The sequence below is a fragment of the Paenarthrobacter aurescens genome, assembly GCF_025421775.1.
Lineage (GTDB): Bacteria > Actinomycetota > Actinomycetes > Actinomycetales > Micrococcaceae > Arthrobacter > Arthrobacter aurescens_B.
Genome location: NZ_JAOEFX010000001.1, coordinates 510,716 through 523,904 on the forward strand (window position 1 = coordinate 510,716; position 13,189 = coordinate 523,904).

At 63.4% G+C, this 13,189-nt stretch carries 12 protein-coding genes; 7 read left to right on the forward strand and 5 right to left on the reverse strand.

Annotated features, from left to right (window positions below; all coding sequences use genetic code 11):
- The first annotated feature begins 51 nt into the window (after nt 1-51).
- From N7568_RS02395 to N7568_RS02405, 3 genes are read left to right on the forward strand one after another with little or no spacing between them, the layout of a single operon-like run.
- A complete protein-coding gene (locus N7568_RS02395; RefSeq protein WP_261608309.1) occupies nt 52-1,176 on the forward strand; it encodes an FAD-dependent monooxygenase in 1,125 nt (374 codons plus the stop codon).
- Nucleotides 1,173-2,252 carry an amidohydrolase family protein gene (locus N7568_RS02400; RefSeq protein WP_261608310.1) on the forward strand — a complete coding sequence of 360 codons (1,080 nt, stop codon included), beginning with the start codon at nt 1,173-1,175 and terminating at the stop codon, nt 2,250-2,252. The genes N7568_RS02395 and N7568_RS02400 overlap by 4 nt, the downstream gene beginning before the upstream one ends.
- Before the next feature lie 10 nt (nt 2,253-2,262).
- Nucleotides 2,263-3,282 (forward strand): fumarylacetoacetate hydrolase family protein, encoded by a 1,020-nt coding sequence (locus tag N7568_RS02405; protein ID WP_261608311.1) that lies wholly within the window; start codon nt 2,263-2,265, stop codon nt 3,280-3,282.
- Nucleotides 3,283-3,395: 113 nt separating this feature from the next.
- Here N7568_RS02405 and N7568_RS02410 read toward each other — a convergent pair whose 3' ends face one another.
- Both N7568_RS02410 and N7568_RS02415 read right to left on the reverse strand, forming a co-directional pair.
- Complete coding sequence (locus tag N7568_RS02410) at nt 3,396-3,599, reverse strand: hypothetical protein (protein ID WP_231340190.1); 204 nt, start codon at nt 3,597-3,599, stop codon at nt 3,396-3,398.
- A gap of 92 nt (nt 3,600-3,691) precedes the next feature.
- A complete protein-coding gene (locus tag N7568_RS02415) occupies nt 3,692-4,012 on the reverse strand; it encodes a hypothetical protein (RefSeq protein ID WP_261608312.1) in 321 nt (106 codons plus the stop codon).
- A gap of 76 nt (nt 4,013-4,088) precedes the next feature.
- Between N7568_RS02415 and N7568_RS02420 the strand changes: the two genes are divergently transcribed.
- Complete coding sequence (locus N7568_RS02420; protein ID WP_261608313.1) at nt 4,089-5,552, forward strand: MGDG synthase family glycosyltransferase; 1,464 nt, start codon at nt 4,089-4,091, stop codon at nt 5,550-5,552.
- Between the two features lie 23 nt (nt 5,553-5,575).
- Here N7568_RS02420 and N7568_RS02425 read toward each other — a convergent pair whose 3' ends face one another.
- Nucleotides 5,576-7,849, reverse strand: a complete 2,274-nt coding sequence (locus N7568_RS02425; RefSeq protein WP_261608314.1) for a beta-glucosidase — start codon at nt 7,847-7,849, stop codon at nt 5,576-5,578.
- Between the two features lie 261 nt (nt 7,850-8,110).
- Between N7568_RS02425 and N7568_RS02430 the strand changes: the two genes are divergently transcribed.
- From N7568_RS02430 to N7568_RS02440, 3 genes are all read left to right on the forward strand, one after another.
- Nucleotides 8,111-8,827 (forward strand): FadR/GntR family transcriptional regulator, encoded by a 717-nt coding sequence (locus N7568_RS02430; RefSeq protein ID WP_261608315.1) that lies wholly within the window; start codon nt 8,111-8,113, stop codon nt 8,825-8,827.
- 185 nt (nt 8,828-9,012) lie between these two features.
- Complete coding sequence (locus tag N7568_RS02435) at nt 9,013-9,270, forward strand: DUF6518 family protein (RefSeq protein WP_261608316.1); 258 nt, start codon at nt 9,013-9,015, stop codon at nt 9,268-9,270.
- A gap of 39 nt (nt 9,271-9,309) precedes the next feature.
- Nucleotides 9,310-9,771 carry a hypothetical protein gene (locus tag N7568_RS02440; protein ID WP_261608317.1) on the forward strand — a complete coding sequence of 154 codons (462 nt, stop codon included), beginning with the start codon at nt 9,310-9,312 and terminating at the stop codon, nt 9,769-9,771.
- 503 nt (nt 9,772-10,274) lie between these two features.
- Here the strand turns inward: N7568_RS02440 and N7568_RS02445 are convergent.
- On the reverse strand, nt 10,275-10,733 hold the full coding sequence (locus tag N7568_RS02445; RefSeq protein WP_261608318.1) for a DUF1003 domain-containing protein: 459 nt from the start codon (nt 10,731-10,733) through the stop codon (nt 10,275-10,277).
- Nucleotides 10,734-10,773: 40 nt separating this feature from the next.
- Nucleotides 10,774-13,188 (reverse strand): phosphoketolase family protein, encoded by a 2,415-nt coding sequence (locus N7568_RS02450; RefSeq protein WP_261608319.1) that lies wholly within the window; start codon nt 13,186-13,188, stop codon nt 10,774-10,776.
- Nucleotide 13,189: the final 1 nt, after the last annotated feature.

Sequence of the window (13,189 nt, forward strand, 5' to 3'; positions counted from 1 at the left end):
ACAGACAGCAGCACAATAGGCAGTAACGCCGTCACCACAAAGGAGTCAAAGATGGCAGCAGTACAAAAGGTTGGAATCGTCGGAGCGGGAGCTGCGGGACTGACCGCCGCCATCCTCCTCGCCGACGCGGGCGTCGACGTCGAGATTCTGGAGAAAGCCGCCGAGCCGCAGACGCTGGGTTCGGGCATCACCTTGCAGGGCAATGCCCTGAGGATCCTGCGCGAACTCGGCGTCTGGGAGCAGGTGGAAGCGAAAGGCTACCCGTTCAGTACCCTGGGGCTGCGCGCCCCCGATCCGGCCGGAAGTGTCATGGCCGTGTTGGAAGACATCCGGACCGGTGGTGACGATCTTCCAGCCACGCTTGGAATGTATCGCCCGGACCTGACCGCGATCCTGCGTGAACGCGCCTTGCAGGCGGGCACCCGCATCAAATACGGCAAAACGGTCAACGGCATAGAGGACGACGGCCACAGCGTCACCGTCCGTTCCTCCGACGGCGGCAGCTCCCGCTACGACCTCCTCATCGGTGCCGATGGGCTTCATTCCGCAGTCCGCAAGGCCATCGGCATCGACGTCGAACCCCAGCCAACCGGCATGGGCATCTGGCGGGCCTTCGTGGAACGCCCCGAGGACGTGGTGCGGACCGATCTCACCTACGGCGGCCCCTGCTTCATTGCCGGGTACTGCCCCACCGGCCCCGACTCCATCTACGCCTACCTTGTAGAAAGGGCGCAAGAACGCAAGCACGAGGACGGTCCTCGCATCATGACGGAACTCGCGGCAGCCTACGGCGGCCCGTGGAACGAGATCCGCGCCAATCTGAACCACAGCGCGCGCATCAACTACACCTGGTTCACCACGCACTTGGTGGATGGACCCTGGAACCGCGGACGCACTGTGATCATCGGGGACGCCGCCCACAGTTGCCCGCCGACGGTCGCCCAAGGCGCCGCCATGGCCTTCGAGGACGCTGCGGTGCTCGCCGAACTTCTCATGTCAGCCGACCACGTCACGGAGACCCTCTGGAAAGAGTTCACCGACCGCCGGTTGGAGAGGGCTACGGCTGTGGTCAAAGCTTCGGTCCAGCTTGGTCAATGGATGCTGGATGGCGTGCGCGACGCCAACGTTCCCGGCCTCATGAACTCGCTTTCCACGATGTTGAAGGAACCCGCATGAGCACCCGCCCCTCCGAAGCACCGGCACCTACAGTCGACGTGCATGCCCACATCCTGATTCCCGCTCTCCAGCAACGTGTGGCGGAGGCCGACCCTGACGGTTTCGCTGCCCTCCAAGCCTTGGAAATGCGGCGGAACGGCCCGGAGTCGCTCGCCGCATCGGGGCGCATGATCAAGGAACGGTGGCCGCAGCTCACGGATTTGGATCGTCGTCTGGCGGACATGGACGCCCAAGGAGTGGATGTCCAGCTCGTTTCGCCCTCGCCGTCGCACTTCTATTACTTTGCCGGCGAAAAGCTGTCCTTGGAGCTCGCCAAGCAGGCAAATGACGCAGTTCGTGGTTTCGTGGACCGCGCACCCGAGCGGCTCAACGGCCTTGGCCTCGCCCCCCTCCAGCACCCGCAGCACATGGTCGAAGCCCTGGAACATGCCGTACTCGAGTGTGGACTCCTTGGTGTGGAGATCGGCTCGTTTGCTGCCACGCCGGCAGACCCTGAACGGAGCACCGTGGAGCTCTCCGATCCGCGGCTTGAGCCGTTCTGGAGCCAGGCAGAAGAACTGGGCGCCATCGTTCTCCTGCATCCGTTTGGTTGTTCCCTGGACGAGCGCCTGGACCGTTTCTACCTCGCCAACACTGTTTCGCAACCTGCCGAGAACGCAGTGGCACTGTCCCACCTGATCTTCAGCGGGGTCCTTGACCGGCACCCGGACCTCAAGATCCTCGCCGCGCACGGGGGTGGTTACCTGCCCACCACCATTGGCCGATCGGACCACGCTTGGAAGGTCCGCCCCGAGGCGCAGCGGTGCGCCGAACCGCCGTCGACGTATCTTCGAAAGATCTTCTTCGACTCCCTGGTGCATAGCCCCCGCGAGCTGCGCGCCCTCGTGGAGGCGGCCGGCCCCGAGCAGGTACTGCTCGGCTCGGATTATCCATTCGACATGGGCGCCGAGCAACCTGTTGACGATGTCCACGCAGCCGGGCTCCCCACGGCCGATGCCGCCAGAGTTATTGCCGGCAATGCCGCGGCCCTCGGCATCACCGCCTCCGCAGCTCTCGCCGCCCGCCCCACAGCCTAAGGAAGAACACATGGTCAAGATCGCCCGTTGGACTTACGACGGCGGCACTCACGCTGGGTTCGTGGATGACGGCAGTTGCTTCGAGTTGTCGGAGGGACAAACCGTGAATGACCTGTTGGGTGCCGGGCTTGCCGCCACTCTGGAGATTGCCGCGGAAACGCTTCGCGGCGCACCTTCGGTCGCCCTCGTGGACGTCCAGTTGCTGGCACCGCTGGAACCGGCCACCATCCGGGACTTCGTGGCGTTCGAGGAACACGTGGAGGGGGTTCGGAAAAGCATCGATGGCGTAGCGGGCGTGGTGGCCGAATGGTATGAGGCACCTACGTTCTACTTCACGAATCCGCACACCGTGACGGGCACCGGCGAGGTGATCGGCATTCCGGCGGGATGCAGCGAACTGGACTTCGAGACCGAAGTAGCTGCCGTCGTCGGACATGTACCGGGAAGCGACGGCAGTAACCTGTCAGCGGCAGATGCCCACCGCCACATCTTTGGTTACACCATTCTCAACGACTGGTCGGCTCGCGACCTGCAACGTCGCGAGATGAAGGTCAGTCTGGGCCCCTGCAAAGGCAAGGACTTCGCCAACACGCTCGGTCCTTGGATTGTGACCGCCGACGAGTTCGACCACCTGCACGACGGCGAAGGCTTCCTGCCGATCTCCATGGCCGTGGAAGTCAACGGTGAACAGATTGGCCAGGATCTGTTGTCCAACATGGGCTGGCCATTCGCCGAACTGGTCGCGTACGCATCGCAGGACTCGGTAGTGCGCCCCGGCGACGTCCTCGGATCCGGTACCTGCGGCAGCGGATGCCTCGCTGAACTATGGGGACGCAATGGTGCCAAGACTCCCCCGCCGCTGAAGACCGGGGACGTCGTGCGGATGACAGTGGAGGGCGTTGGAACCATAGAAAATACCGTGGGTGAGCGCCGTGAAGCTTCCACCCGGGTCCCTGCACAGAACCGGCCACGCAACCGGGCTGTCTCTGCCGCCCTTTCCTGCGTCACCGCCGGGAAGGAAGCCTCATGACAAATGATCAGCTCGCCCATCACCGTTCCATCGAGCCCGAAGGACATGGCCAAGCCCTTTCTGCAGAGAAAAGACGGCCAGATCCGGAGCCCTGGCGGCGCGTGCATCGGCGGTCAACCGACTGGCGCCACCACGTCCTCCAGCGCTGACCTATCGAAGAAGCGGATCTCACCCGTTGCCTCGAAGAACACCGGAACAACCGATGTGCTCAGGTCCTTGGATGTTTCGTAGATCTCAGCCGCAGCCCCGTGCTTCCTGGCAATTGTTCCAACGAGCTCGGTACCGCGGACCCGGACTGTTCGATATTTGTAGCTCATGATGACCCCTTTGTCGGCTAGGGCAAACACTACCCGGGCGGTTCACTTCCTGGGAGGATGGCTTGCATAGCGCCTGCACCAAACGGCGAACCTCAGCCATTTCGACCGCGCAACGACGACGAAAGCGCGAGCCTGGTTCTGTGGTTCAGCTGGGTCATCGCCTTGCATCGGGCGAAGAGCAGCAGCGTCAGCAGCCCGAGGGACGCCATGATGGTTGCCACGACGAGGGGGCCGAGGACTCCCAGTGCCGACTCGAGCGCCGTTGCACCGGCCCGGGTGCCGATGGCTGTGCCGCCGTTGAATGCGGCGACCGCCACTGCGGCCGCCAAAGTCGGTGCACCCTGGATCGACGAAGGCTGCACGCCTCGCGGGACGCCTGTCCAGACCAGATTCCAAGCGGATTTCCACGTCATGTTGTCCTCAGCATGCCGATCCATGAAGAGGTGCGGGCCAACCCTCCACAGGAATGCAGCCTGCTAGCCTCTCCTCATGCGCACAACGTCGGCACGAGCCAAAGCCACCGCCAGCGGACAGCGCGTACTGATCCTGTCCGCAGGCGTGGGATCAGGGCATAACAGCGCTGCGGCGGCGGTGGAGCAAGCATGTGCCGCACGCGATGACATCGCCGAGGTGCAGGTGCTTGACGTGCTGCAGGTGAGCAGCGTTCTCTACCGCGCGCTGCTGGGCAAGGGCTACTTCGTCCTCGTGGAGGATTTACCCTGGCTGGTCGAGTGGGGCTATGACATCAGCAACCCGCCGTTCCGGCGTCGTGGCCCGATCGACCCCTGGACTCGGGTGAACGCCGGCCCGGTTGTCAGTGCCATCAAGCGGTTCCGGCCCACCGCGATTGTCTGCACGCATTTCCTCCCCGCTCAGCTGTTGGCCTCACTGCTCCTTCGCGGCGTGGTTGATGCACGGACAGCTGTGGTGACCACCGACTATGACTTCCAGGGCCTGTCACTCACAGGCGCGTTCCATAAGATCTTTGTGGCGAGGGAAGAGGGAAAGGTAGAGCTCATGGCGCTCGGCCTTCCCTCCGACCGCGTCTGTGCTTCTGGAATTCCGATCGGCAAACAGCTCCTTCCAGCGCCCGTGCGCGATGCCAACAAGCCGCCGATGCTACTGATCTCGGCGGGCGCGACCGGTGGCGACTACGCTGTCTCGGTGGTGCGGCAGACGATGCATATGCGCTCCGCGTTTACAGCCACAGTCGTGTGCGGACACAACGATGCGCTCCGGCAGCGCATCGAGACGCTCGTCGCGTCGGCTGGCGACCGCTACAGCGTGCTCGGATTCACTTCGGAAATGCCGCGGCTGCTTCAGCGCGCGGACCTGTTCGTGGGCAAGCCGGGTGGGCTCTCGGCGTCGGAGTGCATGGCCGCAGGGCTCCCCATGGTGCTTGTGAACCCGATCCCTGGTCAGGAGGTCCGCAACGGCGATTACCTCATGGAGCAGGGGGCGGCAGTCCGATGCAACGCAGCGGCAACCATCGGCTGGAAGATCGATGGGGTGCTGCGTGAACCCGGCCGTTTACAGAAGATGCAGGCGGCGGCGCAGAGAACAAGTCGCCCCGATGCCGCGGCCGACGTACTTAGCGAGCTGCTGGGCGGGCCGTCCCGTCCGCTGGTGGTAACACGGGCGGCGCAAAGGACGATTCTTGCCGCCAGCGAGCAGCGCTTCGTCGCGACCGATCTCACGGGGCCGTCGTCCTTGGTCCGATTGGTCGACCAAGTCTCGGGCAGCACGGTTGCACTGCTGCAAGAGGAGGAGTTGGCGGATCTGCAGAAGCGCTACACGACCCCGGACGGAGACTTGGTGCTGCGCCCAGGCCGGGCGTCCCGGCTTCTCCATTGGGAGGAACGTCGGCTGGTACGCGCTATGCTGCGGGGCGAGGACACGCTGCCTGTCCGTGTCGAGGGGACCTTGGCGACGTTCCGCGATCTTCCCGGATAATCGGCCGAACCACCCCGACTACATCAGGCCGGCTTTCCATCTGAAATACCTTCCTGGTCAATCAGACCCTCCGTACGTCGCAAGCTGACGGCGTTCTCCCAGCTGTCCGGGCTGTGTTGGCTGGCTTGCAGGGCCCACTCCCCCGAGCGGGCAGACCAGCGCCGTGTGGTCGAATCGCGCTGCAGGGTGGGGCCCGCATCCAAAACGACCCGCACAGTGGTCTCCGCGCCAGGCTCCAGGGTCACTTTCCGGAAGCCCAGGAGCTGGGCCACAGGCCTACGGAGGGACACATCTGCCGCGTAGACCTGAACAACGGTAGAGCCCTTGCGGTTGCCACTGTTCGTTACGTGCACGTTCGCGTTGCCGCCTGAGTCGTCCAAGGCGTGGTCAAGGAGTCGGTGCTCGATGGTTGTATAGCCCAGGCCGAATCCAAACGGGTACGCGGGCCTGTGGCCCTGGCCGTCGAGCCTGCGCTGGCCCCATTGGTTGTCATAGACAACGGACTTTGCCGTGGAGTCGAAGAAAGGCAGATGTGCGGTGTCCGTTGGCAGCACGAAAGGCAGCCGTCCGCCGGGCTCCTCGCTGCCTGTCAGCACGCTCGCGAGCGCGCGGCCGCCCTCCATACCGCCGTACCAGGCAAAGAGGAGCGCTGGCACGCGGTCACGCCATGTTTCAGTGAGGATGGCGCTGCCGCTGACCAGCACGACGACGGTCCTGGGGTTCGCGGTGACGACCGCTTGGATAAGCCGCTCGTCAGAGGGGCGCAGGTTAAGCGAGCTGCGGTCCCCGCCCCGGACGAACCGGGAAGCCAGGTGTGCGAGTCCGATGAACAACCGTCGGAGGGGCCCTGAGCGGAATTCCCGACCGAGCACGCCCACGTCGACGCCTCCGGTGACGACGGATTCGCCCTCGTCGTGTTGGTTCAGGCCTACGACGACGATCGTCGTCTCCGCCGCGGCAGCCAACGAGGCTGCGCGGCGTTCGTCCCGACCGTTCGTCGTGGTGATCCTGACCCCCGGCAGCGCCTCACGCAGGCCCTGCAGGGGCGAGACAGTGGAGGGGGGCCTTACACGGGATGAGCCATGATCGCCGAGGTTCGCTTGTGCCGCGAGTCGTCCGATTACGGCGAGATGCCGGGTAGCGGGAGCCAACGGCAGCAGCGGTGCCGCGCCGACGGCTTCGTTCTTCAGCAGGACGATAGACTCCGTCGCGACCTCGTGGGCAAGCGCCCGATGGGCCGGAGAGGCGATGACGGCGCGGGTAGGGACCGCCGAGTCCCGGGTCGCGGCGTGCTGCACGCACGTGCGCAGAATGCGGCGCGCGGACTGCAGCATGGTGGAACGGGCCAAGTCACCGTGGCGCAGTGCGGCCGGCAGCGCGCGGGCGCGCAGCAACCGGAGCGGCATCTCCACGTCCATTCCCGCCTCGAGGCTGACGACCGCATCGTGCGTACCGAACACCCAGTCGCTTGTCACGAACCCGGAGAAGCCCCACTCGTGCCTCAAGACGTCCGTGAGCAGGGCCCGATTGACATCCATGTACTCGCCTCGCACACGGTTGTACGAACTCATCACGGAGTCTGCACCGGCGTCAACGACCGCCTTGAAGTGCGGCAGATACACCTCGTGCAAGGAGTGTTCGTCCACCGCCACGTCCACCTCAAAGCGCTCGTTCTCCATCGAGTTGAGCGCAAAGTGCTTCACGCACGCCATCGTATTCACCCGCACACCTTGGGCGAGTGCCGATCCCATACGGGCAGTGAGCACCGGATCCTCCCCGTAGCACTCCTGCGCCCTGCCCCACGCTGGGTGGCGAAGCAGGTTTACGCAGACCGAGGCCGAGTAGTTCGCTCCGCGCGCCCTGGTTTCCAGACCGATCGCGACGCCGACGCGTTCTTCCAGCGATGGATCCCAGGTCGCTGCCCGCGCAATGGTCACCGGGAATGCAGTAGAGGCGCCGATCACTACGCCGCGGCCACCGTCGCTGAACCGAATGCCCGGTATACCGAGCCGAGAAACCGCCCCGGCCACGAACGGCACCCTGTCCAGCAGTATCGGGATGAACGGGAGCACCAATCTGGGCGAGTCGCCGTCGAGCAGCCCGAGGATCTCCCTATCCGTCATCATGGTTATCAGCTGGTTCGCCGCTTCGTCCGCAGTGAGCTCACCCGTCCGGACTGCCCGGACGGCATCGTCGTAGGGGCTGCTCTCTGCCGGCATCGTATCCGTCGAAGCCAGCTCTCGCGTTCGCGCTTCCCGCACCAATCTCCGTACACTGACGCCCGCAATAGTCTTCATGCCTAAGTCTGCACCCTGTTAATGCGCGTAGTGGGCGTGGCCGTTACGCGCCTGTGCCGGTCGTGGACTAGTCGGCGCGTCCGGCACCGTCGCAGTGGCGGAGTGGGGGATGGCTCCGCGCTTCACTGGTATCCAGAATCTGTGGTCCGATCCTCTGTGTAAGGGTGCTGTTCCCATCGCGCCGCGGTCCTGGAGCAACCTCTTTGCGACATATTCACGGAAGTTCTTGACCCACAATGGCGGGCCTGTCATCGTATGAGCATGAACAACCTGTTGGACAGCTGGACAGTTGGTCAGGGGGCCGTGGTGAGAGTGGGGGCCGCTGAGGGTGTTCTGGCCGCTTTGCGGTCCGCCATAGAGTCCGGGCAAATCCCTGTCGGGACAAAATTGGAGGCTGAAGCGGCCCTCGCCCAGCGGTTCGGGGTGTCCCGGACCATGGTGCGCGAGGCGCTGAGATCGTTGTCATCATTGGGCTTGACAGCGACGCATACAGGCAAGGGCACGTTCGTAGTTGCCGACCGAGCCGTAAAAGACCTGCGGTTGGGGAAGTATTCGGCACAGCAGCTGCTGGAGGCCCGTCCCCACATCGAGATCCCGGCCGCGGGACTCGCGGCGCAGCGCCGCACCATCGAAGAACTCGATCGCCTGCGGGAGATTCTGGAAGCGATGGAACATGAGGAAGAACTGTCCCAGTGGGTGGTTCTGAACTCGGAGTTCCATGCCAGTATTGCCCGCGCCAGCGGCAACGGAGTGTTCGCGACGATGCAGGAGGACATCGATGATGCGATGGCGAAACAGTCGAACACCTTGAACCAGGTCGTGGATCGCCGTAAGGAATCCGGGGCCGAACATGCAGCAATTTTCGCCGCGATTGAACGCGGATCGGCCGATGATGCAACCCGTGCAATGGAGCTTCATTTGCAGGGCGTGGAAGTCGCCCTTGCGTCGGTCACCGTCACGGATATTTCCCATCTGTAGCCAGACGTCCGCCCGCTAAGCCAGGACCCCCTACCGGCTTCATATCCACCCAGCACCAGTGGTCTTTGGACAACGTTTGTACTGCACGTTCGCGCCGGTACAAACGGTGATCTTTCACGCCCGAAATATGTGTTTGCCTGGCACAACGCAGTGCCAGGCATCCGATAACCGGAGGAATTCCCGTCTTGAAGAACAAAAAGAAACCAACGTTGTGGATCCTGGCGGCACTGCTGCTGGGCATAATCTGTGGACTTAGCGGGCACTGGCTGTTACCCGACGGTCCCCGGGAAGCCGCGGTGTCGGCTAACGTTCTGGGCATCGCCATCGCCACCGCCGTCATCGGCCGCCACCACGACACCGCATCCACGAGTCAAACGATCCCACCTGCCGTACCAGACTCCGGGCTCTCCCCAAGCCCTGCGGCACAAATCCCAGTGCACTGACCACCATGAGTAACCTCTGACTGCAGCGAAAGCCCGGCTATGACTACCACCGCCAATACGTATGCACCCCGGACCAGTGTCGAACGCATCAAAGCCCGTATCATCAACTACCTCGACCGACACGGCGCCAGCCCGATCACCGACATAACGAATGCCCTACCCGCCTGCCGCGACACCATCAGAACCCGCCTGGCTGAACTTGAACAGGAAGGCAGCGTCCAAGTGGACATCCCAGCGGGCCAACGATGGGGGTCGACTCCTTACTATTCCCTCACCGCTCTTCCGACAAAAGAACACAAACCATTACAACCACCCAGAATAGCCGTGACCGTCTACATCAGTGACGCATCCGACGGTCGGCTGGACCTGGCGTTCGACGACTACCCGGGCCTCACCAGTACCGCCCGCAACTTCGTCGACATCCCCAATGCGGCCCGAACAGCAGCAGCCCGCCACACCCACCTCCCTGCAGAAACCTTCACAATCCTCATCCGCTTCTAGCACCAGACCCATGCACTGCCAACCACCACGCCACGGAACAGCCAGAATGCCCCACCCGCATTTGTAGGCTGCACAGATATCCGCGGACACCTCAAACCCAGGCTCTCCCCCGCCGCGGATTTTCGGTATGTGAGGGGGCCTGGGTCCGCGTCCCAGGCTAGGGCGAGTCGGGTGAGCTCGGTGATCGTGAGGTCTTCGTCTGCGATATCAAGGATGTACTCCGCCTCAACCGGATCTGAGCCGAGCGCTGCGAGAAGCCGGGCACGCTGAGGGTGCGCCCCTGACTCGCGCAAGAGGTGGGACTGCTGCTGCATCCTGACCGTCCGTTACCCCGAGCGCGGCGCTGCTCGCCAAGAAGCTCCGGGAAGTCGGCGGCGAGATGGTTCGCGACCTTGCAGCAAACAACGTCGCGACCCGCGGCGCCAAGGACACCCCGCTGCCTTCCTGACTCCGCAAAGGTTTGGCACAGACAAGCTTCCAGGCAGCGCTGATGATCTTGTGACTTACGGCGAATTGCCACGTCGTGGTTTTTCGTCGTCATCCTCCTCGATCGGCCTTTGTTGGCGTAGAAGAGCCCGCAGCTCCTCCAGCAGTTCCAGCTGTTGGCTGTTGATGGCCATGAGCCGGTCGATCTCCGTCTTGGCCTGCACGTCAGTGTCGTAGTCGTGCTGGGCCATGGCTGCCGCTATGGCGTCCTGCCTTTTCGCGGCGATGAGCAGAATAGCGCCCTGGAGGCCTGCCAACATGGACAGGAAGAGATTCAGCAGGATGAAAGGGTAAGGGTCCCAGGCATCCTCGGCCAGCAGGTATGAATTGACGGCGGCCCAGACCAGCATCACCAGGACGAAAGATCCAACAAAGATCCAGCTGCCCATGCCGTTGCGGAGGTAGTCGGCTGCCCGCTCACCCCTGCTCAGGCCGGCTTGGTGCTGACCGTGCCAAGTACTCTCCCGCTCACTCATGAGCACAGACTATGAACACTGAACCCGGGTTGGAAGCCTGCTACTGCTGCGTCCACACCCAGTCCCTGATCTCGGGAAGGTCTTCAAAGTGCTCCCGGATATAGCGGGAATGGGCGTCCAGCTGCGTCCTGCAATGCTCCAGCAGTTGGTCCGCCCCTGTGAAGTGCCCATGGGTGCGGCGCAGCGCTTCCATCACCAAGTGGTACCTGCTGACTTTGTTCAACACCACCATGTCGAATGGCGTTGTTGTGGTTCCTTGCTCGTTGTAACCCCGAACATGGAAGCGCTCGGGCTGCGGGCGACCATGCAGGAGTTGGTGTAAAGCCCTCGCGTACCCGTGCCAGGCCATCACCACATCCACATCCGCGGTGAAGAGTTCTTCGAACTTTTCTCCGGCCAACCCGTGTGGATGCGTGTCTGGAGGCGGCAGCACCATGGCATCCATGACGTTGACTACGCGGACGGACATGTCCGGGATGTGCTTCTTGAGGAGCCATGCGGCCGCCAGGGTCTCCTGCGTGGGAACGTCTCCGGCACATGCCAGGACAATATCCGGCCCCCTGCCGGCCGCGGTCCCGGTTTCATTGCCGGCCCAATCCCAGGTGGATGCGCCCACGGCTGCATGCTCCCGTGCCTCTTCGAGCGTCAGGTATTGCGGATGTTCCTGCTTATCGATCACTACAAGGTTCACGTAGTCCTTGCTGTGGAGCATGTGTTCCGCGGTGACCAAGAGGGTGTTCGCATCGGGAGGGAAATAGACACGAATGACGGTGCTGGACAGTGACAGAACCGTATCGATGAGGCCAGGGCCCTGATGGCTGAAACCATTGTGATCGTTTCGCCAGCAAGTAGAGGTCAGCAGGATGTTCAGGCTGGGCACGGGCGCCCGCCATTCCAAGTCCCTTGCGTGCTGCAGCCACTTGGCGTGCTGAATGGTCATGGAAGCACTAACCATCGCAAACGCCTCATAACTGGCGAACAAGCCGTGCCTGCCGGTCAGCACATATCCTTCCAGCCACCCTTGGCACAGGTGTTCGGACAGGACTTCCATCACGCGTCCGCTGGCGGAAACATGATCGACTGCGAGCGCGGCCTCGGTGGAGGCGGCTGGTTCGAGAAGGCACCGCTCAGTGGCTTCGAAGACTGCGCCGAGCCTGTTGCTGTTGGTTTCGTCCGGGCAGAACAGACGGAACCTGGGGTCACTGGCAGTATCAAGGTAGATATCCCGCAGCATCTCCCCCAACGGTCTGGTGCTCCCGTGCATCACTGCCCCGCGGGGAACCACCTCGATGGCATACCGGCCAAGATCGGGGATGACGAGGTTCCGGCTTCCCATCCCGCGGCTGGCGGGCAGTGCGCCCATGCGGAGATCGCCTGTTGGGGCGAGTTGTGCGAGCTCGGGGATAAGGCGCCCGTCGGCGTCGAAAAGATCTTCCGGACGATAGGAACGCATCCATGCTTCAAGTTGCCTTAGGTGCTCGGGATTCTCCTTGACACCGGCCAACGGGACTTGATGGGAGCGGTGGGTTCCCTCTACGGGCTTTCCATCTACTGTCGCCGGTCCTGTCCATCCCTTGGGGGTGCGCAGGATGATGGCGGGCCATCGTGCGGGTCCGGTGACTCCCTCCGTGCGGGCGTGGGACTGGATTGCGCGGATCGAAGCGTAGGCAGAGTCCAACGCTGAGGCGAGGGCGGGGTGGACGAGGGCTGGGTCGTCGCCGGAGACGATGACGGGATCCCAGCCGTGCGCTTCGAGCAATGACGCCACGTCCGTGTTCGACCGCCTGCCCAGCACGGTGGGGCCGGAGATCTTATGCCCGTTGAGGTGCAGGATGGGAAGTACTGCCCCGTCCCTGAGCGGGTTGATGAACGAGGGCGCCTTCCAGGAGCCCTCGAGCGGACCGGTTTCTGCCTCTCCATCACCAACGACGCAGGCAACGATCAGGTCCGGATTGTCCATGGCCGCGCCGGTGGCATGCATGAGGGAATAGCCCAGTTCGCCGCCCTCATGGATGGAGCCGGGCGTGGCCGGGCCGACGTGGCTGGCGATGCCTCCCGGCGTCGAAAACTGCCGGACCAGTTTCCGAAGCCCTTTCAGGTCTTGGCCAACGGGCGGATAAACCTCCGAGTAGCTGCCTTCCAGGTAGGTATTGGCGACGACGGCGGGACCTCCGTGGCCTGGGCCCGTCACCATGAGGACTTCCGCACTGGTGCGACGAATGAGGCGGTTAAGGTGTGCGTAGATCAGCGATAAGCCCGGGCTGGTACCCCAGTGGCCCAAGAGCCTGGGCTTGATGTGCTCTACTTGCAGCGGCTCCCGGAGCAGGGGGTTCTCCTGCAGATAGATCTGCGCCACGGTCAGGTAGTTGGCTGCGGACCAATAGCGGTGCAGGAGGTCAAAGTTCCCGGCATCCGGCACGGTGTTTGTGGCGGTGCTGTTCTCATCCAGGCTCATG

Coding starts and splice junctions, on each gene's coding strand:
- N7568_RS02410 (WP_231340190.1), bottom strand. CDS start 3,599: ATGAGCTACAAATATCGAACAGTCCGGGTCCGCGGTACCGAGCTCGTT.
- N7568_RS02400 (WP_261608310.1), top strand. CDS start 1,173: ATGAGCACCCGCCCCTCCGAAGCACCGGCACCTACAGTCGACGTGCAT.
- N7568_RS02405 (WP_261608311.1), top strand. CDS start 2,263: ATGGTCAAGATCGCCCGTTGGACTTACGACGGCGGCACTCACGCTGGG.
- N7568_RS02420 (WP_261608313.1), top strand. CDS start 4,089: ATGCGCACAACGTCGGCACGAGCCAAAGCCACCGCCAGCGGACAGCGC.
- N7568_RS02430 (WP_261608315.1), top strand. CDS start 8,111: ATGAACAACCTGTTGGACAGCTGGACAGTTGGTCAGGGGGCCGTGGTG.
- N7568_RS02450 (WP_261608319.1), bottom strand. CDS start 13,188: ATGAGCCTGGATGAGAACAGCACCGCCACAAACACCGTGCCGGATGCC.
- N7568_RS02440 (WP_261608317.1), top strand. CDS start 9,310: ATGACTACCACCGCCAATACGTATGCACCCCGGACCAGTGTCGAACGC.
- N7568_RS02425 (WP_261608314.1), bottom strand. CDS start 7,849: ATGAAGACTATTGCGGGCGTCAGTGTACGGAGATTGGTGCGGGAAGCG.
- N7568_RS02415 (WP_261608312.1), bottom strand. CDS start 4,012: ATGACGTGGAAATCCGCTTGGAATCTGGTCTGGACAGGCGTCCCGCGA.
- N7568_RS02395 (WP_261608309.1), top strand. CDS start 52: ATGGCAGCAGTACAAAAGGTTGGAATCGTCGGAGCGGGAGCTGCGGGA.
- N7568_RS02445 (WP_261608318.1), bottom strand. CDS start 10,733: ATGAGTGAGCGGGAGAGTACTTGGCACGGTCAGCACCAAGCCGGCCTG.